Source organism: Streptomyces mesophilus, assembly GCF_011044995.1.
Classification (GTDB): domain Bacteria; phylum Actinomycetota; class Actinomycetes; order Streptomycetales; family Streptomycetaceae; genus Streptomyces; species Streptomyces mesophilus.
Window position 1 is genome coordinate 1 of record NZ_JAAKZW010000124.1, and the last position, 24,071, is coordinate 24,071.

General features: G+C 70.2%; 18 protein-coding genes. 8 read left to right on the forward strand and 10 right to left on the reverse strand.

The window, feature by feature from the left end; all coding sequences use genetic code 11:
* Nucleotides 1-265: 265 nt before the first annotated feature.
* Nucleotides 266-2,842, reverse strand: coding sequence for an aminopeptidase N (gene pepN, locus G6045_RS25155; RefSeq protein WP_165334367.1), 2,577 nt, complete (start codon nt 2,840-2,842; stop codon nt 266-268).
* A 171-nt stretch (nt 2,843-3,013) separates the two neighbouring features.
* On the opposite strand from pepN, the gene G6045_RS25160 reads away from it, so the two are divergent.
* Entirely contained in the window at nt 3,014-3,682 is a 669-nt protein-coding gene (locus tag G6045_RS25160; RefSeq protein ID WP_165334368.1) for a DsbA family protein, read from the forward strand.
* 37 nt (nt 3,683-3,719) lie between these two features.
* Here G6045_RS25160 and G6045_RS25165 read toward each other — a convergent pair whose 3' ends face one another.
* Genes G6045_RS25165 through G6045_RS25175 form a run of 3 tightly spaced genes read right to left on the reverse strand, consistent with a single transcriptional unit; the run spans nt 3,720 to nt 7,746 of the window.
* Nucleotides 3,720-4,361 (reverse strand): response regulator, encoded by a 642-nt coding sequence (locus tag G6045_RS25165; RefSeq protein ID WP_165334369.1) that lies wholly within the window; start codon nt 4,359-4,361, stop codon nt 3,720-3,722.
* On the reverse strand, nt 4,358-5,533 hold the full coding sequence (locus G6045_RS25170; RefSeq protein WP_206344147.1) for a sensor histidine kinase: 1,176 nt from the start codon (nt 5,531-5,533) through the stop codon (nt 4,358-4,360). The genes G6045_RS25165 and G6045_RS25170 overlap by 4 nt, the downstream gene beginning before the upstream one ends.
* A gap of 5 nt (nt 5,534-5,538) precedes the next feature.
* Nucleotides 5,539-7,746, reverse strand: coding sequence for an MMPL family transporter (locus G6045_RS25175; RefSeq protein ID WP_165334371.1), 2,208 nt, complete (start codon nt 7,744-7,746; stop codon nt 5,539-5,541).
* 148 nt (nt 7,747-7,894) lie between these two features.
* Here G6045_RS25175 and G6045_RS25180 point away from each other — a divergent pair, with 148 nt between their 5' ends.
* Nucleotides 7,895-8,506, forward strand: coding sequence for a hypothetical protein (locus tag G6045_RS25180; RefSeq protein ID WP_165334372.1), 612 nt, complete (start codon nt 7,895-7,897; stop codon nt 8,504-8,506).
* A 169-nt stretch (nt 8,507-8,675) separates the two neighbouring features.
* Here G6045_RS25180 and G6045_RS25185 read toward each other — a convergent pair whose 3' ends face one another.
* From G6045_RS25185 to G6045_RS25195, 3 genes are all read right to left on the reverse strand, one after another.
* A complete protein-coding gene (locus G6045_RS25185; RefSeq protein ID WP_165334373.1) occupies nt 8,676-9,323 on the reverse strand; it encodes a superoxide dismutase in 648 nt (215 codons plus the stop codon).
* A 174-nt stretch (nt 9,324-9,497) separates the two neighbouring features.
* Entirely contained in the window at nt 9,498-10,940 is a 1,443-nt protein-coding gene (locus tag G6045_RS25190; RefSeq protein WP_165334374.1) for an amino acid permease, read from the reverse strand.
* Between the two features lie 143 nt (nt 10,941-11,083).
* Complete coding sequence (locus G6045_RS25195) at nt 11,084-12,484, reverse strand: amino acid permease (protein ID WP_165334375.1); 1,401 nt, start codon at nt 12,482-12,484, stop codon at nt 11,084-11,086.
* Between the two features lie 297 nt (nt 12,485-12,781).
* Between G6045_RS25195 and G6045_RS25200 the strand changes: the two genes are divergently transcribed.
* Nucleotides 12,782-13,366 carry a biotin transporter BioY gene (locus tag G6045_RS25200; RefSeq protein WP_165334376.1) on the forward strand — a complete coding sequence of 195 codons (585 nt, stop codon included), beginning with the start codon at nt 12,782-12,784 and terminating at the stop codon, nt 13,364-13,366.
* A gap of 146 nt (nt 13,367-13,512) precedes the next feature.
* Here the strand turns inward: G6045_RS25200 and G6045_RS25205 are convergent, their stop codons facing one another.
* The gene (locus G6045_RS25205) at nt 13,513-14,970 is read right to left on the reverse strand and encodes an amino acid permease (RefSeq protein WP_165334377.1); all 1,458 of its coding nucleotides are present in this window, start codon (nt 14,968-14,970) and stop codon (nt 13,513-13,515) included.
* 150 nt (nt 14,971-15,120) lie between these two features.
* Here G6045_RS25205 and G6045_RS25210 point away from each other — a divergent pair, with 150 nt between their 5' ends.
* Complete coding sequence (locus G6045_RS25210; RefSeq protein ID WP_165334378.1) at nt 15,121-15,606, forward strand: ribose-5-phosphate isomerase; 486 nt, start codon at nt 15,121-15,123, stop codon at nt 15,604-15,606.
* A 149-nt stretch (nt 15,607-15,755) separates the two neighbouring features.
* Entirely contained in the window at nt 15,756-16,565 is an 810-nt protein-coding gene (locus G6045_RS25215) for an Fpg/Nei family DNA glycosylase (RefSeq protein ID WP_165334379.1), read from the forward strand.
* A gap of 69 nt (nt 16,566-16,634) precedes the next feature.
* Here the strand turns inward: G6045_RS25215 and G6045_RS25220 are convergent, their stop codons facing one another.
* Nucleotides 16,635-17,864, reverse strand: coding sequence for a GNAT family N-acetyltransferase (locus G6045_RS25220; protein ID WP_165334380.1), 1,230 nt, complete (start codon nt 17,862-17,864; stop codon nt 16,635-16,637).
* A gap of 167 nt (nt 17,865-18,031) precedes the next feature.
* Here G6045_RS25220 and G6045_RS25225 point away from each other — a divergent pair, with 167 nt between their 5' ends.
* Nucleotides 18,032-19,198, forward strand: coding sequence for a PP2C family protein-serine/threonine phosphatase (locus tag G6045_RS25225; protein WP_165334381.1), 1,167 nt, complete (start codon nt 18,032-18,034; stop codon nt 19,196-19,198).
* Here G6045_RS25225 and G6045_RS25230 read toward each other — a convergent pair.
* Nucleotides 19,155-20,351, reverse strand: a complete 1,197-nt coding sequence (locus G6045_RS25230) for a cation:proton antiporter (protein WP_165334382.1) — start codon at nt 20,349-20,351, stop codon at nt 19,155-19,157. The genes G6045_RS25225 and G6045_RS25230 overlap by 44 nt on opposite strands.
* Nucleotides 20,352-20,596: 245 nt before the next feature.
* Between G6045_RS25230 and G6045_RS25235 the strand changes: the two genes are divergently transcribed.
* Complete coding sequence (locus tag G6045_RS25235; protein ID WP_165334383.1) at nt 20,597-21,403, forward strand: ABC transporter ATP-binding protein; 807 nt, start codon at nt 20,597-20,599, stop codon at nt 21,401-21,403.
* Complete coding sequence (locus G6045_RS25240) at nt 21,403-23,835, forward strand: ABC transporter permease (RefSeq protein ID WP_206344149.1); 2,433 nt, start codon at nt 21,403-21,405, stop codon at nt 23,833-23,835. Before G6045_RS25235 ends, G6045_RS25240 begins: the two co-directional genes overlap by 1 nt.
* Nucleotides 23,836-24,071 lie beyond the last annotated feature (236 nt).

The window sequence follows — 24,071 nt, forward strand, 5'->3', positions numbered from 1 at the left end:
GTGTTGTGGTTCATGGCCAGGGGTTTCCCGCTGAGTGACGGCGCTCTAACCCCTGTTACCGTCCCGTCGCATAAACCGGACAATCCTGCACTAAAGGACGGACGTTCGAGAGCCGAGAAGGGCTGGTCCGGATGGGGGTTACGGGTGGGCGCCTTTTGCTCCGTCACAGGTGTGTTGCACGGACGCGGGCCCGCCGTGGGGTCCGCCAGCCGGCGGACCCCACAGCGTGAGGGTCAGCCCGCCGACGGACCCCACAACATGACCGTCAGCCCGCCGCCCCCGCATCGCAAGCCTGGCCCCGCAGCACCCGGGCCAGATCGTCCCGGGCCTCGATCACCAGGCGGCGCAGTGCCGGTGCCGCGTCCGTGTGCGAGGACAGCCACTCGTCCGTGGCCGCCAGAGTTCCCACCGAGTCCTGGAGCGCCGGGAAGAGACCCCGTACGACATCCATGCCGATCTGGATCGAGCGCTCGGACCACACCCGCTCGATCGCCTCGAAGTACTTCGGCGCGTACGGAGCGATCAGCTCGCGCTGCGACGGCTGGGCGAAGCCCGCGATCGTCGCCTCCACCAGGGCGTTGGACAGCGCGTCCGACTCCACGACCTCCGCCCACGCCTGGGCCTTGACCGCCTCGGAGGGACGCGCGGCCAGGCAGCGGACCTGGTGGCGCTTGCCGGAGGCCGTGTCGTCGCGGGCGAGTTCCGCGTCGATCACGTCCGAGGACGCGCGGCCGGCCGAGGACAGCGGCTCCAGGAACGCCCAGCGCATCTCCTGGTCCACATCGAGACCGTCGATCTGCGCCGAGCCATCCAGCAGCTTTTCGAGCAGCTGGTAGTCGGCTTCCGACGCGGCGACCGAGGCGAAGAAACGCGCCCAGGTCAGCTGGTGCTGGCTGCCCGGCTCGGCGAGCCGAAGCTCGCTCAGGGCGCCCTCCGCCAGCTGACGCTCACCGGTGGAACGCCAGCCGGGCGCCGCGTAGTTGACCAGGGCCGAGCGCGCCCACGCGTGCAGCATCTGCAGCACACCGATGTCCGACTCGCGCCCCGCGAACCGCAGCACCAGGTCGATGAAGTCCCGGGCCGGCATCAGCGCGTCCCGGGTCAGGTTCCACAGCGCCGACCAGCACAGGGCGCGCGCCAACGGGTCGCTCACCTCACCGAGGTGGGTGCGCAGCGTCGCGAGCGAGCCCTCGTCGAAACGGATCTTGCAGTACGTCAGGTCGTCGTCGTTCACCAGGATCAGGTCCGGCTTCTCGGCACCCGCGAGATCCGCGATCACGGTCCGCGGACCGTCGACATCCGCCTCGGCCCGCGCGTACCGCTCCACCGAGCCGTCCGGCGTGCGGCGGTAGAGGCCGATCGCGACCCGGTGCGGACGCAGCGTCGGGTGCGACTCCGCGGCTTCCTGAAGCACGGCGAGCTCCACGACACGGCCCGCCGCGTCGTACGTCACCACCGGCGTGAGCGAGTTGACCCCGGCCGTCTGCAGCCACGAGCGCGACCACGTCGCCATGTCACGGCCCGAGGTCTCCTCCAGGACCGAGAGCAGATCGCCCAGCTGCGTGTTCCCGTACGCGTGCCGCTTGAAGTAGCGCCGCGCGCCTTCCAGGAACGCGTCCTGGCCGGCGTACGCCACCAGCTGCTTGAGCACGGACGCGCCCTTCGCGTACGTGATCCCGTCGAAGTTGAGCTTCGCGTCCTCCAGGTCACGGATGTCGGCCGTGATCGGGTGCGTGGACGGCAGCTGGTCGGCGCGGTACGCCCACGACTTGCGGTTGTTGGCGAAGGTGATCCAGCCGTTGGTGAAGCGCGTGCACTCCACCATCGAGAAGGAGCCCATGAAGTCCGCGAAGGACTCCTTCAGCCACAGGTCGTCCCACCACTGCATGGTGACCAGGTCGCCGAACCACATGTGCGCCATCTCGTGCAGGATGACGTTCGCGCGCCGCTCGTAGGAGGCCGAGGTGACCTTGCCGCGGAAGATGTACTCCTCGCGGAAGGTGACGAGACCGGGGTTCTCCATCGCACCGAGGTTGTACTCGGGCACGAAGGCCTGGTCGTACTTCCCGAAGGGGTACGGGCAGTCGAAGTGGTCGTGGAAGAAGTCCAGGCCCTGCTTGGTGATCAGGAAGACGTCGTCCGCGTCGAAGTGCTTGGCCAGACCCTTGCGGCACATCGCACCGAGCGGGATCTCGAGCGTCGAACCGTCCGCGAGCTTACGGCTGTAGGTGTCGGTCACGTAGTGGTACGGGCCCGCCACGAACGCCGTGATGTACGAGGAGATCGGCTTGGTCTCCGCGAACCGCCAGACCCCGTCGGCCAGTTCACCGACACCGTTCGACCAGGCCGTCCAGCCCTCGGGGGCGCGCACCTCCATACGGAAGGGCGCCTTGAGGTCGGGCTGCTCGAAACAGGTCATCACCCGGCGCGAGTCGGCCGGCTCGTACTGCGTGTAGAGGTAGACCTCGCCGTCCTCGGGGTCGACGAAGCGGTGCATGCCCTCGCCGGTCCGGCTGTACGCGCACTGCGCGTCCACGACCAGCTCGTTCTCGTCCCGCAGATCCTCGAGCGCGATCCGCGAACCGTCGAACACCTCGGACGGGTCGAGGTCGGTCCCGTTGAGGGAGACGGCGGTGACGCCCGGCGCGATCAGATCGGCGAAGGAGGCGGCGCCCGGCTCGGAGCAGCGGAAGCGGATGGTCGTCACCGACCGGAACGTACGAGGCTCGTCGCCTGACTCGCCGACCGCGGACCTGAGGTCGAGTGAGACCTCGTAACCGTCGACAGACAGCAGCGCGGCCCGCTCTCGGGCCTCGTCGCGGGACAGGTTCTCTCCGGGCACGGGTACTCCCTCGTAAACGCGCATGGGCGGTCGACTGGACGCAGGATGGTGTCGCAATCCCTGCGATCCTCCCATGTCGCCCAGGCGCCGGACATCCGGGAATGCCCTCGTCGGCGACGGTGTTCGTGGGGGCAGACGTGTGACGTAAAGCCAATGGAGGATTCACCAGTCATGAGCGAACAGGCTGCACGGAAACCCAGCGACACCGATAAAAAGGTCACCGCGGACTTCTGGTTCGACCCCCTGTGCCCCTGGGCCTGGATGACCTCCCGCTGGATGCTGGAGGTCGAGAAGTCACGGCCCGTCGAGGTGCGCTGGCACGTGATGAGCCTGTCGGTCCTGAACGAGGACCGGGACGACCTGCCCGAGCAGTACAAGGAGCTCCTCGAGAAGGGCTGGGGCCCGGTGCGTGTGGTCACCGCGGCGAAGCAGCTGCACGGTGACGACGTGGTCGGCCCGCTGTACACGGCGATCGGCACCCGCTTCCACAACCGCGGCGAGGGCGCGACCCTGGAAGCGGTCTCCGCCGCCCTCGAAGAGGTCGGTCTGCCCGCCGACCTGATCGAGTACGCGGACAAGGACACCTACGACACCGAGCTGCGCGCCTCCCACAAGGAGGGCATCGACAAGGTCGGCCAGGACGTCGGCACCCCCGTCATCGCGGTGCCGGGCGCCGACGGCGAGCAGATCGCCTTCTTCGGCCCGGTCGTCACCCCGGCCCCGCAGGGCGAGGCCGCGGCCCGCCTGTGGGACGGCACCCTCCTGGTGGCCTCGACCCCCGGCTTCTACGAGATCAAGCGCACCCGCACGGCAGGTCCGGACTTCTCGAACCTGAAGTAGTGCCCTGAGGGGCGGCCGGTCCCGTACCCGCCGCCCCTCACCCTCTGCGCAGCATCCCCCGCTCCAGCGCGATCACCACCGCATGCGTGCGGTCCTTCGCGTCGAGCTTCGCGAAGAGCCGCAGCAGATGCGTCTTGACCGTCGCTTCGGCGATCACGAGCCGCCGCCCGATCTCCGCGTTGGTCAGCCCGTCCGCGACGGCGTTCAGGACATCGGTCTCACGCGCCGTCAGCGGCACGACCACAGGCCGGCGCATCCGTGCCACCAGCTTCTCGGCGACCCGAGGCGCGAGGACCGTCTCGCCGCGCGCCGCCGCGTGGATAGCGGCCACCAGCTGCTCACGCGTTGCGTCCTTGAGCAGGTACCCGACCGCGCCCGCCTCCACCGCGCGCTCGATCTCCGCGTCGGTGTCGTACGTGGTGAGGATCAGCACCCGCGTACCGGGAAAGCCGGCCACGATCCGCTCGGTGGTCGCGGCCCCGTCGAGCACCGGCATCCGCAGATCCAGCAGCGCGAGATCGGGCGTGTGCCGCTCGATCTCCGCCAGGGCCGCCTGCCCGTCGCCGGCCTCCGCGACGATCTCGATGCTCGGCTCGGACGCAAGCAGCGCCACCACACCCGCGCGCATCACCGTGTGGTCGTCGGCCACGACGATCCGTACGCCACGCGCTTCACTCATCGGGCCGCCTCCCCGTCACCGGCGGGTATCCGGGCGAGCACCCGCGTACCGTCCCCGAGCGAGCTGGTGATCGTCAGCTCCCCGCCGAGTTCCGCGAGCCTGCGCTCCATGCCCACCAGTCCGAACCCCGCCGACTCCTCGACCACGAACCCGGTCCCGTCATCGGTGATCTCCAGCTCCACTCCGTACGGACCCTTCGTGAGGACCACCGAGACGGTGGTGGCCCGGGCGTGCTTGCGGACGTTGGCGAGCGATTCCTGCGTGCAGCGCAACAAGGCGATACGGGCCGGCTGGTCGCAGACGATGTCGTCGAGCTCGCGGTCCACGGCCAGCTCGGTGTCCTCCGCGAACCGGTCGAGGACCCGCCCGAGTGTCCGGGCCACCGAGCCGGTCGCGATCTGCTGCCGGCCGGCGCCGACCAAGGCACGGGCCTCGGCGAGGTTGTCCCGGGCGGTCGACTCGATCGCCCGCAACTGCTGGGCGCTGCGGCCGGTTCCGGCGCGCGCCGCCTCGGCGTGCACGATGATCGAGGCGAAGCCCTGGGCGAGCGTGTCGTGGATCTCGCGCGCCATCCGCTCCCGCTCGTCCGCCGCGCCCTGCCGCTGATGGGCCTCGGCGAGTCGGGCCTGCGTCTGCTCCAACTCCACGATCAGACGGGCCCGTTCCGTGCTCTGCTCGACAACCGAATGCGCCCACAGGCCGATCAGCACACCGACGGCGACCACGATCAGGGTCCCCACGACGGTCTCGCCGAAGAACTCCGCCGACCAGCCGTTGCGCAGCCAGCTCCCGGTCAGGGTCGCCACGGCGGCCAGGCCCAGGAAGACCGTCGAGGCGTGCCGGCTGCGCCCGAACATCCAGTAGTGCGGCAGGGTCACCATGAACAGCGAGGCGTAGCTCATCCGCAGATACGCGAGACCGGCGAGCGCGAGGGCCAGGACGACGAGGTAACCGTGCGGCCTGACCACCGGGTTGTCCGGGAAACGGTCGAGCACCGCGTAACACAGCGCCACTGCGCCGAGCAGCGCCAGCGCCCCGTATCTGCTCGCGTCGGATGCGTCCATCACGGCCAGGCTCACCGCCATCGCGGCGAACAGCACCCAGACGACCGTGTTCCAACGGCGCAGGGCCTGGGCCCAGAAGGGGTCGGCCGGCCCGGCGGGAGGAGTCATACCGATCAACGTACGTCGACCGCCCGCCGGACCGGAACCTCGGCCGAGGGCGGGACCGCGGCATGCCGGGCCCGGCGTACGCCGTGCGACGGCCACCAACTGGCCTCGCCGAGCAGCATCATGGCCGCCGGCAGGATCATGATCCGGATGACGAAGGCATCGAGCAGGACGGCCGCCGCGAGCACGAATCCGATCTGCTTCATCTCGATGATGTGCAGGAAGACGAAGCTCACGAACACCGTCGTCATCACCACGGCCGCGCTGGTCACCACGCTCGCCGAACTGCGCATCCCGTCGAGCACGGCCCGCCTGGCCGGTACGCCGGCCAGCGCGGCCTCCTGGATCCGGCTGACCACGAACACCTGGTAGTCCATGGAGAGCCCGAAGAGGATCACGAACAGGAACAGCGGCACCCGCGACCCGATCGATCCCGTCGAGTGGAAGTCGAGCAGGCCCTGGGCCCAGGTCCCCTGGAAGACCAGGACCAGCAGGCCCAGCGCGGCCGCGGCGGACAGCACGTTGAGGGCGACGCCGATCAGGGCGAGCACCACGGAACGGAACGCGAACAGTGTCATCAGGAAGGTCACGAGCAGCAGCGCGCCGAGTACCAGCGGCAGCTTTCCGTTCTGATGGGCCGGATAGTCGGCGTACCGCGCGACATCGCCGCTCACCGCGGTCTCGGCGCCCAGGATCTTGCCGGCCGTCGCGGGTACGTAGGTATCGCGCAGGTGATCCAGCGAGTCGTACGCCTCGGGGGAGTCGCCCAGATGCGGCACCCGCAGGTCGAGCACATGGACCCGGCCGTCCTGGGACGCCCGCAGCCCGGGCTTCCCGGTGTACAGCGGGTCGCTCCCGGTGCGCCGGCCCAACTCCCGTAGCGCATCGGTCACTTCAGCGGCCTGCGCGGCCTCGGCGCGCACGACGACCTGGTGGGTCACGCGGCGGTCGGGATAGGCGTCGTTGAGCCGGTCGTACACCTGCATCGCGGGGATCTCGCGCGAGTGCGTGTCCCGGCTCATCTCGGTCAGCTTCAGACCGGTCAGCGGCAGGACCAGCGCGAGCAGGGCGAGCGTCGCGACGATCAGGGTGGCGAGGGGATGCCGGGTCGCGGGCCGCATCAGCGCGGCGAAGATCCGGCCGTCGCCGTTGCCCCGCACCGCCCGGGGGCGCAGACCGCGGGCCGCCCGCCGGGCGGCCCTGCGCTCATGCCGCCTGCCGATCTTCACCAGGAGCGCGGGCAGCACGGTCAGCGAGCTGAGCACCGCGACCAGGACCACCACGATCGTGCCGGTGGCGAGCGAGGAGAAGATCACGTCGGAGGCCAGATACAGGGTCGCCGTGGACGCGATCACCGCGAGCCCGGACAGCACCACCGCACGGCCCGAGGTCGCCGCCGCCAGCTCGACCAGCGCCTCGGTACTGAGCCGGCCGCCCGAACGGGCTCGCTCCTCGCGCTCCCGCTTCAGATAGAACAACGTGTAGTCGACGCCGACGGCGAGCCCGATCATCAGGATCACATTGGTGCCGACCCCCGCGTCCGGCGACAGGTGCGAGGCCACCATCGACAGGCCGATCGCCGCCGCGATGGACGTCAGCGCGAGCAGCAGGGGCACGCTCGCCATGACCACCGAGCCGAACACCGCGAACAGCGTGATCAGCGTGACCGGCAGCGTGATCGCCTCGGACAGGGCCAGATCGCTGCTGCGCTGTGCCTCGACCCCCTTGCTGATGGAGGGACTGCCCGTCTCTTCCAGGAGCAGTCGCGGATACGCCTTCTGCACGGCCTCGGTCTGCGCGAGCAGCGCGTCCACCTTGTCCTTGGCGTCCCGCTCCTCGCCCCGCAGCGTCACCTCGACCATCAGGGTCCGGCCGTCCTCGGCAGCGAGCGGCCGCGCCACCTCCTGTACGACGGGCAGCTCGGCCATCCGCGCGGTCAGGTCCCGGGCGGCCGCGTCGGCGGCGGACCGGTCGAGCGCCCCGGACCGGGCCGTGATCAGCACCTGCTCCCTGGGCTGCCACTGCAGCCCGGCCTCCGCGGCCATCGCCTCGGCCCTGCCCGCCTCGCCCACGCGGTAGTCGGCGGTCTTCGCCTCGTTGATGCCGAGGGCGCCGCCCACGCCCAGGCACAGGGCCACGAACAGCACCCAGCCGACGAGGGCCTTCCATGGGTGTTGAGCGCTCCAGCGCGCGATCCGTACCGTTGTCGATGTCATGCCCAAATCCTGTGTGAGCAGGGGGTTTTGACGACAGCATCGCCCGGTTGTACTTCCGTTCCACCGATCGGTGGACGCCGGGGGTGGGGGCTTCCCCACCCGGACGCCTCGACAGGCGGCCGTCCCCGCCCTCGCTTAGCGTCCCCGTATGGGGACGACCACACTGATCGGTACCGAGGGCGGCCGCGAGGACCCGCAGCTGCCCAACGACAACGCCCCCTTCGCGAGCCTCAGGCCGCGTCTCGGCGACCACGCGGTGCATATCGCCACCCGCGCGCTGCCCCCTGTGTGGCGGGCGCTCGGTCTGCCCACCGCGGCCGGCGCCCTGCGCCACTACCTGCGCGGTACGGGCCGCCCGTACCGACTCGACGCCCGCGCCCTGCTCGCGCTCCCGGTGGTCCGCACGGCGGTCGACGCCCAGCTGGACCGCTGGCGGGCGGAGGCTTCGGCCCTCGGCCCCGGCTCGTATCCGGCGGACAGCGGCTGGCGCGGCGTCTCCATCCACCGCCGCGGCAGCGCCGACCTCTGGCTCGCGCTGCGCGGCGTCCAGTACCGCCTCACGGGCACGGTCGACGTCCCGGCGCACGGTGCGCGCCCCACCGTCACGTACCGCTTCCAGGCTCACAAATCCTGGAACTTCGACCGCGGCGAATCCGAGTACGGCATCCCCTTCACACCCTTCGCCCGGCTCCATGAGACCGGCCTGGCAAGGGAGTTCGAGGCGGAGGGGGAGCTGGACGGATTGGTCGACAGCGGCTGAAGAGCGGGCGGCTACAGGTCGTCCGGGATCCGCAGGACGTCGGCCGGCGGCTCCTTGGTCCCACAGGTGGGAGAACCCCCGCGAGTCACGTCCTCGCGGGGGTTCTCTTTCTTCCGCCTGCCCGGTGAATCGGTGAGAAGACGATCACGAGCAGGTGCTCAACGGGCCCTTACGGCGCCAGCAGCAAGTTGTACGCGCGCTCCTTGGCGGCCGCGTAACGGCGGGCCACGTCCTGCCAGTTGACGACCGCCCACATCGCCTCGATGAAGTCGACCTTCTGGTTCTTGTACTGGAGGTAGAAGGCGTGCTCCCAGGCGTCGAAGACCAGGATCGGAGTCGAGCCCTGGCCCACGTTGCCCTGGTGGTCGTAGATCTGCTCCACGATCAGCCGCCCGCTGACCGGCTCGTACGCGAGCACACCCCAGCCCGAACCCTGCGTGGTGGCGGAGGCCTTGGTCAGCTGGGCCTTGAACGCCCCGAACGAGCCGAAGGACTCGGCGATCGCATCGGCCAACCCGCCCACGCCGTCGGCCGCGAGAGGCTCGCCGCCGCCGTCCTTCGGGCCCGTCATGTTCTGCCAGTAGATCGAGTGCAGGATGTGGCCGGACAGATGGAAGGCGAGGCTCTTCTCCAGGCCGTTGATCGAGCCCCAGGTCTCCTTGTCGCGTGCCTCGGCAAGCTGCTCCAGGGTGTCGTTCGCCCCCTTCACGTAGGCCGCGTGGTGCTTGTCGTGGTGCAGCTCGATGATCTCGGGGCTGATCGCGGGGGCGAGTGCGGCGTAGTCGTAAGGGAGTTCAGGGAGCGTGTAGACGGCCATGGTTCCTCCTGCGTCCTTATTGCAAGCGAGTTGCAAGTGCAGGCTAGCAGCAAGAGGGGTGGTGGATGATCACGGGCCGGGATCGCGGGCGGGGGACCGCGGGCATGCGAAAGCCCCGCCCGGTGAGTGCTTCGGGCGGGGCTTTCGGCGAGTGTTCGTCGGGACGCGTCAGCGTCAGGCGGAGGCGTCCGCCTTCGACGCGCGCACCCGCTGGAGCACGTAACCGATGACGGCGAGCGCGACCGTCAGACCGCCCGTGTAGTAGAGCTGCACGCGCGTGCCCTCCTCGCGGGCCATCAGGACGAAGATGGCCGCCATGCCGGCAAGCGCCAGCCAGGTCAGATACGGGAAGAGCCACATCTTCACGACCAGCTTCTCCGGCGCCTCGCGCTGCAACTGGCGCCGCATCCGCAGCTGCGCGGCCGCGATGAAGAACCAGACGACCAGGATGATCGCGCCGATCATGTTGAGCAGCCACGAGAAGACGGTGTCCGGGTACCAGTAGCTGAGCAGCACCGAGAAGAAGCCGAACACGCTGGAGGCCACGACGGCCAGGCGCGGCACGCCGCCCGAGATCCTGCCGAGCGCCTTCGGGCCCTGTCCGCGCGAGACCAGCGAGGCGGCCATGCGCGAGGAGCCGTAGATGTTGGCGTTCATCGCGGAGAGCAGGGCGACGAGGATGACCACGTTCATGATCTGGCCCGCGGCCGGCAGGCCCAGGTGCTCCAGGGTCACCACGTACGAACCCTTGTCGGGGCTGGCCAGCGCCTCGGTGTCCCAGGGGACGAGCGTGACGATGACGGCCATCGACCCGACGTAGAAGAGCGCGATACGCCACATCGCCGTGCGCACGGCCTTCGCGACACCGGAGACGGGGTGCTCGGACTCGGCCGCGGCGATCGTCACGGTCTCCAGACCGCCGTACGCGAAGACGGAGGCGAGCAGGCCCACGATCAGGCCCTCGGAGCCGGTCGGGAAGAAGCCGCCCTCGCCGGTGAGGTTGGTCAGGCCGGGGGCGTCGGCGTCGGAGCCGGGCAGGATGCCGAGGATCGCGAGGACGCCGATGACCAGGAACGCCACGATCGCGAGGACCTTGAGCGCGGAGAACCAGAACTCGAACTCGCCGAAGTTCCGTACCGAGATGAGGTTCGTGACGCAGAAGGTCAGCATGAAGATCGCCACGAAGCCCCACTCGGGCACCCCGGGTATCCAGCCGTGCAGGATCTTCGCCGCGCCGATGCCTTCGAGGCCCACGGCCACGCAGAGCAGGAACCAGAACGACCAGCCCGCCGTGAAGCCCGCCCAGGGGCCGATCGACTTCTCGGCGTGCACCGAGAACGAACCGGAGGCCGGGTTGGCCGCGGCCATCTCGCCGAGCATGCGCATCACGAGCATGACGAGCGCGCCGGAGATCGCATACGCGACGATGATCGACGGACCCGCGGCCGCGATGGCGGCACCCGACCCCACGAAGAGCCCGGCACCGATCACACCGCCGAGCGCGATCATCGAAAGGTGGCGCTGCTTGAGGCTGTTGGTCAGGGCGGGCGCTTCGGGGCCCGAGTCACCGGTCGTCGGTGCGTCCTTGACGGCCGCGGATGCGGAAGGCGGAGTCATCGCAGGGGGATCCGTTACGTCGTGGGGCGTCAGATGGGTCGCGTGGGTCGCGTAAGCAAGGGATCAGTGTGGAGGCTCCGTCCGGTGACCCGAAGAGGGTGACCGGAATCCGGACGCCTTGATCACCCGGGGTACTGGAGCAGTTACTTCCGCTTGCTTTGTGCGAAGTCCCGCTTGCCGTGTGCGAAGTCCCGTACGAGCGCGACCGCGATGACGACCGCCGTCGCGGCGCCCGACCACAGCAGCTGCGGGCGGGCCGAGTCGTCGGTGAGCATCAGGCCCACGATCGCCGCCATGCCCGCGAGGGCGAACCAGGTCAGATACGGGAACGCCCACATCTTGAGGACCAGCTTCTCGGGGGCCTCGCGCTCGATGCGGCGGCGCAGGCGGAGCTGGGCCACGGCGATCATCGCCCAGACGAAGATCAGCACCGAGCCGACCGCGTTGAGCATGTAGTGGAAGACCGAGTCCGGCCACTTCAGATTCAGGAGTACGGAGATGAAGCCGAAGGTCACCGAGGCCAGGACCGCCCGCCGGGGCACACCGCCGCGGGCGACCTTGAGCAGGGCGCGCGGGGCCTCGTGGCGCTCGGCGAGCGAGAAGATCATGCGCGAGGAGCCGTACACATTGGCGTTGAGCGCGGAGAGCAGGGCCACGAACACCACGATGTTCATGATCGTGCCGGCCGACGGAACCCCGATCGAGTCGAGCACCGTCACATACGGGCTGACGGTGGCGCTCTGCGCGGTCCACGGCAGCACCGTCACGATGACCAGCATCGACCCCACGTAGAAGAAGAGGATCCGCCACACCGCGCTGCGCACCGCGCGCGAGACCGAGCGGGCCGGGTCGTCGGACTCGGCGGCCGCGATCGTGACGACCTCCAGGCCGCCGAACGCGAAGATCACGGCGAGCACTCCGGAGATCACGCCCTCCCAACCGTTGGGCAGGAACCCGCCCTGGCCGGTGAGGTTGGTGAGGCCGACCGGGTCGGTGTCGGGCAGGATGCCGAAGATCGCGAGCGTGCCGAGGATCAGGAAGAGGACGATCGCGCCGACCTTGAGGGCGGCGAACCAGAACTCGAACTCACCGAAGTTCCGCACCGCGACGAGGTTCGCCACGGTGAACACCGCCATGAAGATCAGCACCCAGGCCCACTGCGGAACGCCCGGCGCCCAGCCGTGGGCGATCTGCGCCGCGGCGGTCGCCTCGACGGCGAGCACGACGACGAGCAGGAACCAGTAGAGCCAGCCGGCGCTGAACCCGGCCCATCGCCCGATCGCCTTCTCGGCGTGCACGGAGAACGAACCCGAGGCCGGCACCGCCGCCGACATCTCGCCGAGCATCCGCATCACCAGCATCGCGAGCACGCCCGCGATCAGATACGACACGATGATGCCGGGGCCCGCGACCGCGATTCCCGCGCCGGAGCCGACGAAGAGTCCCGCGCCGATGACTCCGCCGAGGCCGAGCATCGTGAGGTGGCGCTGTTTCAGACCGTGACTGAGGGGTTCGGGCCCGTCGGTCAGCGAGGTGTCGTGCATCGTCGGCTCTCGGAGGGGATTGGTGGGACCCTACAGTCTCGCCCGTGGGCCCTGATTTGCGCAAAACGGGCGCGATTGGATGTAGGGCCTAGTGACCGAGGTCACCCGCTTCCGGCTGTGGGGCTTGTTTTTGTCCGGAGCCTACGAAGGCGCCAAGTGCCGCTTTGTCGACGGCTGATGGTGAACGAGCGTTGACCGCTGGGATAGCGTCGCGATGTCCCGAGCCGTTCTTCCCCTCTTTCCCGGGGGCCGCGCCTGTCCCTGCCGCGGTGTCCCGCCCGCTTCCCAGGAGTCCGTATGAGCACCGCAGCTGTCGCGACCCGCCCCGGTGAGGTCCTCGCCGACCTTCTGCCCGCCTCGCGCGTCCGCGATGTCGCGCTGGTCGTCGGCGGCGCCGCGCTCACCGCGCTCTCCGCGCAGCTGTCGGTCCCCGTGCCCGGCTCCCCGGTCCCGGTCACCGGCCAGACCTTCGCCGCCCTCCTCGTCGGCACGGCGTTCGGCGCCCGCCGCGGCCTGCTCTCGCTCGCCCTGTACGCGCTGGTCGGCGGCCTCGGCGCCCCCGTCTTCCAGGGCGGCACGCACGGCTGGGGCGGCGCCTCCTTCGGCTACGTGGTCGGCATGCTGCTCGCCGCCGGCATGGTGGGCGCGCTGGCCCGCCGCGGCGGCGACCGCTCGGTGCTGCGTACGGCGGGGACGATGGTGCTCGGCTCCGCCGTGATCTACGCGGTGGGTGTGCCGTGGCTGATGGCCTCGACGGGTCTGTCCTTCTCGGCCGCGCTGGCCGCGGGCGTCGTGCCCTTCCTGATCGGCGACGCGGTGAAGGCCGCGCTGGCGATGGGCGCGCTGCCGACCGCCTGGAAGCTTGTGGGCCGCAAGGGCTGAGCTCCGACTGCTTCACTGACGCCGGCCGGGCTGAGGAATCAGCCCGGCCGGCGTTTTGCGTGGGATCGCGGCCGTTCACGGAGACGACGACGCCCTCTCCGTGACCAGCACGGAGAGGGCGTCGTACCCGCGTACGGCAGGAGCCGTCAGCGCTTGGCCGCTCGCATCCGCTCGCGGGCCACGGCGATGATCAGGACCAGCGCCGCCACACCCAGCGAGGGCAGCATCTGCTCACGGCCCGCGTCGTCGACCAGCATGTAGCCGCAGATGAAGACGATCATGCCGATGGTCAGCCAGGTCAGGACCGGGAAGAGCCACATCTTCACGACCAGCTTCTCCGGCGACTCGCGCAGGATGATGCCGCGCATCTTCAGCTGCGTGATGGCGATGACCAGCCACACGAACAGGGCGACCGCACCGGAGGAGTTGAGCAGGAACAGGAAGACGGTGTCCTCCCAGAGGTAGTTCGCCCCCACCGCGACGAAGCCGAAGACGACCGACGCGAGGATCGCGACCCGCGGCACACCGTTGCGCTCGACCTTCGCGAACGCCTTGGGAGCGTCGCCGCGTCCGCCGAGCGAGAAGGCCATCCGGGAGGCCGTGTACAGGCCCGAGTTGAGGCAGGACAGGACGGCCGTCAGGACGATCACGTTCATGATCTGGCCGGCGTGCGGGATGCCGATGGAGTCGAGGGCCGCGACGTACGAGCCCTTGTCGACGATCGACTTGTCGTTCCAGGGCAGCAGCGTCAGGACGACGAAGATCGAACCCAGGTAGAAGACCGCGATCCGCCAGATCACCGAGTTGGTGGCCTTGGTGACCGCGCGCTGCGGGTCCTCGGACTCGCCGGCGGCAAGGGTGACGATCTCGCTGCCCATGAAGGAGAAGACCACCATCAGGACACCGGTGAGGATCGCGCCCGCGCCGTTGGGCAGGAACCCGCCCGCGTCGGTGAGGTGCGCGAAGCCCGCGCCGGGGTTGTCCGAGCCGGGCAGGAAGCCGAACACGGCGAGGAAGCCGATCACGACGAACGCGCCGATCGCGACGACCTTGATCCCGGCGAACCAGAACTCGAACTCCCCGTAGGAGCCGACCGACACCAGGTTCGTCGCGGTCAGCACGACCATGACGATCAGGGCCCAGCCCCACTGCGGGACGGCCGGGATCCAGCCTTCGAGGATGACCGCGCCGGCCGTCGCCTCGACGGCGAGGACGACGACCCAGAAGAACCAGTACAGCCAGCCGATGGTGAAGCCCGCCCAGCGGCCGAGCGCACGGTCCGCGTACTCGGAGAAGGAGCCCGAGGACGGGTTCGCGGCGGCCATCTCGCCCAGCATGCGCATCACGAAGACGACGAGGACGCCGACGAGCGCGTACGAGATGAGGATGGCGGGGCCCGCGGCGGCGATGCCGGAGCTGGAGCCGACGAACAGTCCGGCACCGATCACGCCACCGATCGCGATCATCGACAGATGGCGGTTCTTGAGGCCTGCCTTGAGGCCGTCGGAGCCGGGGGAGCCGTTCGGGCCGCCGGTGGAAGGAGCGCCATTGCCCTTGTGGGGCTGCGTGGCGTCTTCCTTCGCAAGGGACGGTTGCGAGGTCATACGCAAATCCTTAGGTTCTCGGGTTGCGAGCCCTGGCATTTAACCGGTCCAAAGGAAGAGGCGGAAGACCTGATTCCGGATCGTTGCATGAGGGCAAAGGTCCTGACCCGGGCGCGGCTACCCGATCGTCGGCATGCCACACTCGGACGCATGCGCGTGTACCTCGGCTCCGACCATGCCGGCTACGAACTCAAGAACCACCTCGTCGAGTGGCTCAAGGCCCACGGCCATGAGCCCGTGGACTGCGGTCCGCACATCTATGACGCCCAGGACGACTACCCGCCGTTCTGCCTGCGCGCCGCCGAGAAGACGGCCGCGGACCCGGACTCCCTGGGCATCGTGATCGGCGGCTCCGGCAACGGTGAGCAGATCGCCGCCAACAAGGTGCAGGGCGTCCGCTGCGCCCTCGCCTGGAGCGAGCAGACCGCCGCGCTCGGCCGCGAGCACAACGACGCCAACGTCGTCTCCATCGGCGGCCGGATGCACACCCTGGAGGAGTCGACGAAGTTCGTCGAGATCTTCCTCGGCACCCCGTACTCGGGTGAGGAGCGCCACACCCGCCGCATCGAGATGCTCTCGGCGTACGAGCAGACCCACGAGCTCCCGCCGATCCCGGCACACCACCCGCAGGGCTGATCCCTTCACGGACGCCGGCGGGGCTGACATTCAGCCCCGCCGGCGTTTGAGGCGATCCGAACGGAGTTCGGATGCCGGGGTCCGGGGCGGAGCCCCGGTTTCGGGAAGGGGCGGGGTGGGGGAAGAAAAAATCCGGAGGACGACGAACCGTGCCTGAGGGGCATACGATCCACCGCCTGGCGGCGGACCACCGAGACCGCTTCCTGCGAAGGAAGGTCCGGGTCACCAGCCCCCAGGGCAAGTTCTCCGACAGCGCCGCCCTCCTCGACGGCCGAACCCTCACCGCCGCCGAGGCCCACGGCAAGCACCTCTTCCTCGGCTTCGGCAGGATCGGCTGGATCCACATCCACCTCGGCCTGTTCGGCAAGCTCGGCTTCGGCGCCGGCCAGGCGCCACCGCCCACCGACACGGTGCGGCTGCGGCTCGCGCACCCCAAGGCGTACGCGGACCTGCGCGGCCCGACCACCTGCGCGCTGATCACGGACGGCGAGAAGCAGGCGATACACGACCGCCTCGGCCCCGATCCGCTGCGCGAGGACGACGATCCGGACAAGGCGTGGTCGCGGATCAGCCGCTCCCGTACGAGCGTGGCCGCGCTGCTCATGGACCAGAAGGTGATCGCGGGCGTCGGCAACGTGTACCGCGCCGAGGTCCTCTTCCGGGGCGCCATCGACCCGTACCGCCCGGGCAAGGACCTCACCCGGCGTGAATGGGACGCGATCTGGGCGGACTTGGCCGAGCTGATGCGGGAAGGCGTACGGCTGAACCGCATCGACACCGTGCGCCCCGAGCACACCCCGGAGGCGATGGGCCGCCCGCCGCGCGTGGACGACCACGGCGGCGAGGTCTACGTCTACCGCAGGGCCACCCTGCCCTGCCACATCTGTGGCGGCGAGATCCGCACCGCCGATCTCGCCGCCCGCAATCTCTTCTGGTGCCCGGGCTGTCAGCTCGCCTGAGGTGCCCGGGCTGTCAGCCCGCCTGAGTGACGTGCCCGCGCTGTCGGGCCCTTTGAGCGTGCCGTCCGCTCAGAACCCGTGCGGCAGCCAAGGCGCCACATCCGAGCCGAACGCCAGCGAGGCCGAGGCCAGCGCACCCGCGCGCAGCTCCTGCACCCGTCCGGCCGCGGCAAGCGACGTGAGCGTGAACCCGCCCAGGTAGGCGGCGCCCAACTCCCGTACGGACAACGCCAGATCCGCCACGTCCTCGGTGCGCTTGCACGAGGCGCCGAGCGAGTCTCCCGTGAGGCGCCAACGGCCCTCGTTCCAGGGGCAGAACGGGTCCGAGACCTCGAAGACCACATCCACGGGAGTGCGGTACGTACGGGCTTCGAGCGCCGCGCCCACCTCCACGGGACGTACGTGGAGCGAGTCCCGCAGCCGCAGCGTGCAACGGCGGATGTCGGACACCAGGTGCTGCCAGGCGTCGTCGGTGGGGCGGTTGCGCAGCTCGACCTTGGACATCAGGTCCATCGAGAGGAAGTGCCGCATCATCGCCGCCTGCGCGGCGGGCGTCGCGGTGTCCATATGGCGCACGGACACCCTGCCGCACGGCCCCGCCGCCTCCCAGTCCGGCTTCGTGGCGAACCGGGCGTAGCCCACCAACTCGCCTCCCTGCTCGGCGATCAGGCACTGCTGGGGCGAGAAGCCGTTGCGGTCCTCCGGCGGATCGACCAGGAAGCCGGCGTCCCAGCCCGTTGTACGCGCCAGCATCCCGGGCCTCGCGGGCACGAGCCGCGCGTACAGCTCCTCGCACCGGGCCAGCCACTCCGCGGCGTCAACAAGCCGCAGCCGTACGTCATCCGTACCGGCGGGAACCGCGAGCCGGACGCGCGTGCTGTCGATCTCCGCACCGAGCTGCTGGGTCGCGGTGCCGTACCCGAACCGCCCGTAGATCTCCGGCTCGGAGGCCGTGAGGACCGCGAGGGGTTCGCCGAGCGCGCGGACGTCGTCGAGCTGGCGGCGCATCATCGCCGTGAGGATGCCGCGGCGGCGGTGCGTGGACGCGACGCTCACCATCGTGACGCCGGCCGCGGGCACCAGGGCGCCGCCCGGGACGGTCATACGGAAGGAGAAGGCCCCCGCCGTACCGACGACCTCGTCGCCGTCCCACACCCCGAGGGAGCGCGCGGCCTCGGTGACGGACTGGTCGAACTCCCGCTCCTGCGGGGCCGATCGGACCCCGCCGAACGCCAGCTCCAGCCTGCTGAACCAGCGGTCCCAGTCCCCCGGCTCCAGGGTGCGGATCTCAAATGTCATACGCCCTGCCTACCAGGCCCCCGGGACACTGGGCGAGGTATTTTCCCGGCCGTCGCCACGAGCTGTGCTCCTTGCGTCACACGCGGTGTGACCGGCCCCGCTCGTGCGGGGGACAACCCGGACCTCCCGTGCACGGGGCCGCCCCGGATGGATAGGGTCCACGGACAATGACCGGTGCACAGCGCGACCGCGCGGAACGCGCGGAAGCGGAGACGTTCCCGGCCCGGATGCGCAAACGCTGGCACCGGGCCCGTGTCGGGCTGCGCAAATCCGGGGTCGACTACTTCCGCGGCGACGGCTCCGACTGGATCGCGCTCGCGGGTCTGCTCCTGATGATTCCCGCGATCACGGCGGGCACGCTCGCGATACCCGTCTGGTTCTCACCGGCCCTGCTCTGTCTGCCGATCGTCGCCGGCGGACTGCTCCTTCGGCCCGCGAGCCTGCTCGGTCTGTACGCGGCCGCCGCCACGGCGCTGATCATCGAATCGTTCGCGCTCGGGCCGTACCAGGAGGGCCCGGCCACCGTCACGCCCGGCATAGTGCTCGTGGTCGCGGCCTGCGGATTCTTCGGCCTGTTGATCGCCCAGTTCCGCAGCCGGGTGGGCGTGCCCTGGCGACGCGGCGGCACCATGCTCTTCGACTTGCGCGAACGTATCCGCGTCCAGAGCAAGCTGCCGACGCTGCCCGTCGGCTGGCACCGCGAGATGGCGCTGCGTCCGGCCGGCGGCCAGTCCTTCTCCGGCGACTTCGTCTGCGCGGCCCGTACGAACGGCGGCCGCACCCTGGAAGTCGTCCTCACCGACGTCTCCGGCAAGGGCATGGACGCGGCATCGCGCGCCCTGCTCCTGTCCGGCGCCTTCGGCGGTCTGCTCGGTTCGCTGCCGCCGCACGAGTTCCTGCCCGCGGCCAACGGCTATCTGCTGCGCCAGGACTGGGACGAGGGCTTCGCGACCTCCATCCACCTGGCCCTCGACCTCGAATCCGGCGACTACGAACTGCTCTCCGCGGGCCACCCGCCGGCCGTGCAACTGCACGCCGGTACGGGCCGCTGGGAGGAGATGAGCGCCGAAGGGCCGCTGCTCGGGGTGTACGACGGTGCGCAGTTCGACCCGGTCAAGGGATCGCTGCGGCCGGGTGACGTCCTGATGCTGTTCACGGACGGCCTGGTGGAGACCTCCGACCGGGATATGACCGAGGGCATCGACCGCCTCACCGGGGAAGCCGACCGCTATGTCGCGGGCGGCTTCCACGGCGCTGCGTGGCATCTCATCGAGGCGGTCGCCAAGGACGTCAACGACGACCGGGCACTGCTTCTGCTCTGCCGGGAGGCGTGAGTTCCACCTCGGCCGCCTTGCCCTTCGGCAGGACGCGCGCCAGCCAGTGCGACTGACCCGCGGCCAGCGGTCCGAGTACGGCGAGCAGCAGCACGTATCCCGCGATGAACGGCGAGAGCCGGTCGTCGAGTCCGGCGCCGGCCGCCATGGTGGCGAGGATCAGCGCGAACTCGCCGCGGGCGAGCAGGGTGGTGGAGATGTTCGCGGCGGGGCCCGGCCCGAATCCGTAGACCCGGGCGGCCGCGAGACCCGCGAGCACGTTCATCACGAGCGTCACGGCCACGGCCGCCAGGACCGGCCAGATCACCACCGGCAGATCACCGGGGTCGATGGAGAGCCCGAACGCGAAGAAGAACATCGCGCCGAACGCGTCCCGCAGAGGATGCACCAGTTTGCGGATCCGCTCGCCCGACGTCGTACTGCCGAGCATCAGACCGACCATGAACGCGCCGATCGCGTCCGCGACCCCGAACCACTCCGAGACCCCGGCCATGAACACGGCCGCGCCCAGGAACGAGATCACCAGGAGCTCGTCGTCACGGGTGGCGAAGAGCTTGCCGACGATCCGGGTGCCGAAGCGGGCGGCGAGTGCGAGCAGGATCAGGAAGCCGAAGGCCTTGCCGCCGTCCATCACGGCGGCGGACAGCGAGTTCGCGCCGGACAGGATGGGCTGCAGTGCGGCCAGATACAGGGCGAGGAAGATGTCCTCGACCACGATGATCCCGAGGATCGGCTTGGTCTCGGGATTGCCGAGCCGTCCGGTGTCCACCAGGACCTTGGTGACGATCGCGGACGAGGAGATGCCGAGCACCCCGGCGAGGACCAGCGCTTCGGAGGTGCCCCAGCCGAGAGCGAATCCGAAACCCAGGCCGGCGCCGACGTTCAGCGCGAGATAGCTCCCTCCGGCGATGGCCATCTTGCGGCCGCCCGCCTTGAGGTCGTCCATATGGAATTCGAGCCCGAGATAGAAGAGCAGCAGCACGAGGCCGAGCGCCGAGAGCATCTCGAGGTCGTGGGGATCGGCGACGAGCACGATCCCGGGGGTGTGCGGGCCGAGCAGGATCCCGGCCAGGATGAACAGCGGAATGGTGGGCAGTCCGATCCGGCCGCCGAGCCGGGCGAGGACCGCGGCGGCGAGGAAGGCGCCGCCCATGGCTATCAGGGTGTCTGCGTGTCCGATGGGCCTCTCCTTTGGTCAAGAGAACGTCAAGAACGCGTCAATATTTAGCTTATCAAACTGTTTACGTGGCAACTATGGATGCCCGGAGGTGGGGCCGGGGGTGGGGTAAACCCCCAGCTGATTCGGAGGTCATCTCCATGGCTCGGGCGGCTGCCCGATTCGTACCGTCGTAAGCGATCGAAGGACTTCACGGCAGGACGACGGAGGCGAACCGCACCATGGCGCTGCGACGAGGCAGGACCCGGGCCGGAGCGGGGGCACCCGATGCCCCCGGAGGCGGCCCCGCCGTCGAACTGCGCGGCGTGACCCGCACCTACGGGCGGGGGCGCGGCACCGTGCATGCGCTGCGCGGGATCGATCTCGCCCTGGAGCGCGGCAGTTTCACCGCCGTGATGGGGCCGTCCGGCTCCGGTAAGTCCACGTTCCTGCAGTGCGCGGCCGGCCTCGACCGCCCCAGCGCCGGCACCGTACGCCTCGGCGGTACGGAGATCACGGGCATGGGCGAGAACAAGCTCACGGAGCTGCGCCGCACCCGGCTCGGCTTCGTCTTCCAGGCGTTCAACCTGCTCCCCTCGCTCACGGTCGAGCAGAACGTGCTGCTCCCGCTGCGTCTCGCCGGCGAGCGCCCCGACCGCCGGCGCGCCGCCGAGGTGCTCGCGCAGGTCGGCCTGACCGACAAGGCGCGGCGCCGACCCGGGGAGCTGTCCGGCGGCCAGCAGCAGCGCGTGGCGATCGCCCGCGCGCTGGTCACCCGCCCGGACGTGATCTTCGCGGACGAGCCGACCGGCGCCCTCGACACCACAACCGCCTCCGAAGTCCTGGGACTTCTGCGCTCGGCCGTCGACCTCCTCGGCGCCACAGTCGTGATGGTCACGCACGACCCGGTGGCCGCCGCGTACGCCGACCGTGTCCTCTTCCTCGCGGACGGATACATCACCGACCGCCTCGAACGCGGTGACGCGACGCAGATCGCCGCGCGCATGGCCGCCCTCACCACTCCCGTGTACGAGGGGGCCGGGGCCTGATGGCCAGGCCCAACGGCCTTGCGCGGGCCGCACTCCGCTTCAAGCCGGCCTCGTTCGCGGGCACGTTCATCGCGCTCGCGATGGCCGCGCTGATCGTCTCGGCCTGCGGCATCCTCCTGGAGACGGGCGTACGGGCCTCCGTGCCGCCGGACCGTTACGCCGCCGCGCCCGTGGTCGCCGCCGCCGACCAGCAGGCCCACTTCATCACCGGCAGCGCCGACGGCCGCCATGACTCACCGCACCCCGTGCCCGACCGGGCCCGGCTCGACAACTCCCTGGTGGCGAAGGCGGGTTCGGTGCCCGGCGCCCGTACCGCCGTCGCCGATCTGACCTTCCCCGTACAGGGCTCCGAAGGCGCCGTGACGGCCCACAACTGGGGGTCGACCGCGTTCACCGGTGAGCGGCTGAGCAGCGGCTCGGCGCCCACGACCGGTCAGGTCGTCCTGAACAAGGGCCGTGTCGGCGACCGCGTCTCCTTCACGACACCGGACGGCCCGCGCACCTTCACCGTCTCCGGGCTGACCCGGGCGCAGGAGCCGACCGCCTGGTTCGCCGACTCCGAGGCCGTACGGATCTCCGGCCACCCCGGGAAGATCGACGCCATCGCCGTACTGCCCGAAAAGGGCGTGTCCGAGGGCGAGTTGAAGGCGCGTGTCGCCCAGGCGCTCGACGGCAAGGCCAAGGTGTACGCGGGACAGGACCGCGGCGCCGCGGAGGACGGGTCGCTCGCCTCGGCCCAGGAAGTGCTCACCGGGATCGGCGGCTCCTTCGGTGGCGTCGCCACCATGGTCGCCGTGTTCACCGCGGCCGGTACCGTCGCGCTCTCCGTCGGCCAGCGCGCCCGCGAGTTCGCACTCCTGCGGGCGATCGGCGCGACACCCCGGCAGATCCGCCGCACCATCGCCACCGAGGCCCTGATGCTCGCGCCGCTCGCCGGCGCGGTCGGCTGTCTGCCCGGGATCGGGCTCGCGGCCTGGTGGTTCGGCCAGCTCAAGGAGAAGGGAGCGGTGCCGGAAGGGGTGCAACTCTCCGTCTCCTGGATCCCGTTGGTCAGTGCCACCGGCGCCGTCATCCTCACCTCCCTGCTCGCCGGATACACCGCGGCCCGCCGCGCCTCGCGCATCAAGCCGGGCCAGGCACTCGGCGAGGCGAGCGTCGAGCGGCTGCGGCCGGGCTGGATCCGTACCCCCCTCGGAATAGGGGCACTTGTCGGCGGCTTCTTCTTCTCCCGTCTCGCCGCGAGCGAGACCGGCGAGGACGCCGCCAACGCGGCGCTCGGCGTCGTCATGCTCTTCATGCTCGCGGTCGCGCTGCTCGGCCCGTTCGTGGCCCGCGCCTGCGCGGCGCTCTTCGGACTGCTCCTGCGCGGCGCGGGCGCGTCCGGCCAGCTGGCCGCCGCCAACTCCCGTACGAACGCACGCCGGATGGCCTCCGCGATCACCCCCATCGTGCTCGCGATGGCCTTCGCCTCGACGCTCGTCTTCATGCACACCAGCGAGGACCGGGCCGCCGCGCGCCAGCAGGCGGCCGGCATCACCGCCGACCACATCGTGCGCGCGGACGCGGGCCTGCCCGCCGACGCCCTCACCCGCACCGACGCCACCTCGGCCGTGAGCGTGCTGAAGACCTCGGTGCTCGTCCCGGCCGGATCCGGCGCCGACCGCTGGCTCCAATCCGCCTCCGCCCAGGGCATTTCCGGTACGGCGAAGGCGCTGGCCCAGGTGCAGGACCTGGACGTACGCGAGGGCACGCTCGCGCTCGGCAGGAACGAGGTCGCCCTCGACGCCACGCTCGCCCAGAGCGCCAAGGTCGGCGTAGGCGACCGCATCGAACTGCGGTTGCCCGACGGTACGAAGGCCACGCCGACCGTGGCCGCGATCTACGGCCGGGGGCTCGGCCTCTCCCAAGTCACCCTCGCCCAGGAGGCGTTGGCCCCGCATGTCACCTCGTCCTTCGCCACCGAACTGTGGACGAAGGGCGGCACGGTCGAGGCGCTCGCCCCGCTCGGCGGCCAAGTCCTCGACCGCGACGCCTACACCGGCGCCGAATCCACCGACCGCGCGCTCAACGCCTGGGCCAACACCACCATGGCCGCGGTCCTCGGCGGCTTCGCCGCCCTCGCCGCCGGCAACACCCTCGTGATGACGGTCCTCGACCGCCGCCGGGAACTCGGCATGCTCCGCCTGATCGGCTCCACCCGCCGCCAGGTGCTCCACATGGTCGGCTGGGAAGCCCTCCTCGTCGCCTGCGCGGGCATCGCGCTCGGCTCGGCCATCGCCCTGGCGACCTTGGTCCCGATGGTGAACGGCCTCACGGGTGAAAACCCGTACATACCGCCTCTTCTCTACGGATCCTTCGCGGCCTCGGCGATCGGCCTCGGTCTGCTCGCCACCCAACTGCCGGCCAGGGCGGCGCTGCGGACGGCTCTCTAGCGCGTGGGCCCTGGGGCTGGTGGGGGGCGATTGCATGCCGGGACCATCAATTGATAGAGATGACTCCGTATGCAATCCGTCATGCAGTCCGCCATGCAATCCAGCCCGTACTGGCCGGGGGAGGCCCGATGAAGTTCGACATGGGTGCGTCCGTGTTGTCGAATCTGCGGTCGCAGTCGCAGGGTTCGAGTGATGATCTGGGGTCGTTGATCCGTCAGTTGATTGCTGCGGCGCAG

Coding starts and splice junctions, on each gene's coding strand:
- G6045_RS25160 (WP_165334368.1), top strand. CDS start 3,014: ATGAGCGAACAGGCTGCACGGAAACCCAGCGACACCGATAAAAAGGTC.
- G6045_RS25165 (WP_165334369.1), bottom strand. CDS start 4,361: ATGAGTGAAGCGCGTGGCGTACGGATCGTCGTGGCCGACGACCACACG.
- G6045_RS25170 (WP_206344147.1), bottom strand. CDS start 5,533: ATGACTCCTCCCGCCGGGCCGGCCGACCCCTTCTGGGCCCAGGCCCTG.
- G6045_RS25175 (WP_165334371.1), bottom strand. CDS start 7,746: ATGACATCGACAACGGTACGGATCGCGCGCTGGAGCGCTCAACACCCA.
- G6045_RS25180 (WP_165334372.1), top strand. CDS start 7,895: ATGGGGACGACCACACTGATCGGTACCGAGGGCGGCCGCGAGGACCCG.
- G6045_RS25185 (WP_165334373.1), bottom strand. CDS start 9,323: ATGGCCGTCTACACGCTCCCTGAACTCCCTTACGACTACGCCGCACTC.
- G6045_RS25190 (WP_165334374.1), bottom strand. CDS start 10,940: ATGACTCCGCCTTCCGCATCCGCGGCCGTCAAGGACGCACCGACGACC.
- G6045_RS25195 (WP_165334375.1), bottom strand. CDS start 12,484: ATGCACGACACCTCGCTGACCGACGGGCCCGAACCCCTCAGTCACGGT.
- G6045_RS25200 (WP_165334376.1), top strand. CDS start 12,782: ATGAGCACCGCAGCTGTCGCGACCCGCCCCGGTGAGGTCCTCGCCGAC.
- G6045_RS25205 (WP_165334377.1), bottom strand. CDS start 14,970: ATGACCTCGCAACCGTCCCTTGCGAAGGAAGACGCCACGCAGCCCCAC.
- G6045_RS25210 (WP_165334378.1), top strand. CDS start 15,121: ATGCGCGTGTACCTCGGCTCCGACCATGCCGGCTACGAACTCAAGAAC.
- G6045_RS25220 (WP_165334380.1), bottom strand. CDS start 17,864: ATGACATTTGAGATCCGCACCCTGGAGCCGGGGGACTGGGACCGCTGG.
- G6045_RS25225 (WP_165334381.1), top strand. CDS start 18,032: ATGACCGGTGCACAGCGCGACCGCGCGGAACGCGCGGAAGCGGAGACG.
- G6045_RS25230 (WP_165334382.1), bottom strand. CDS start 20,351: ATGGGCGGCGCCTTCCTCGCCGCCGCGGTCCTCGCCCGGCTCGGCGGC.
- G6045_RS25235 (WP_165334383.1), top strand. CDS start 20,597: ATGGCGCTGCGACGAGGCAGGACCCGGGCCGGAGCGGGGGCACCCGAT.
- G6045_RS25240 (WP_206344149.1), top strand. CDS start 21,403: ATGGCCAGGCCCAACGGCCTTGCGCGGGCCGCACTCCGCTTCAAGCCG.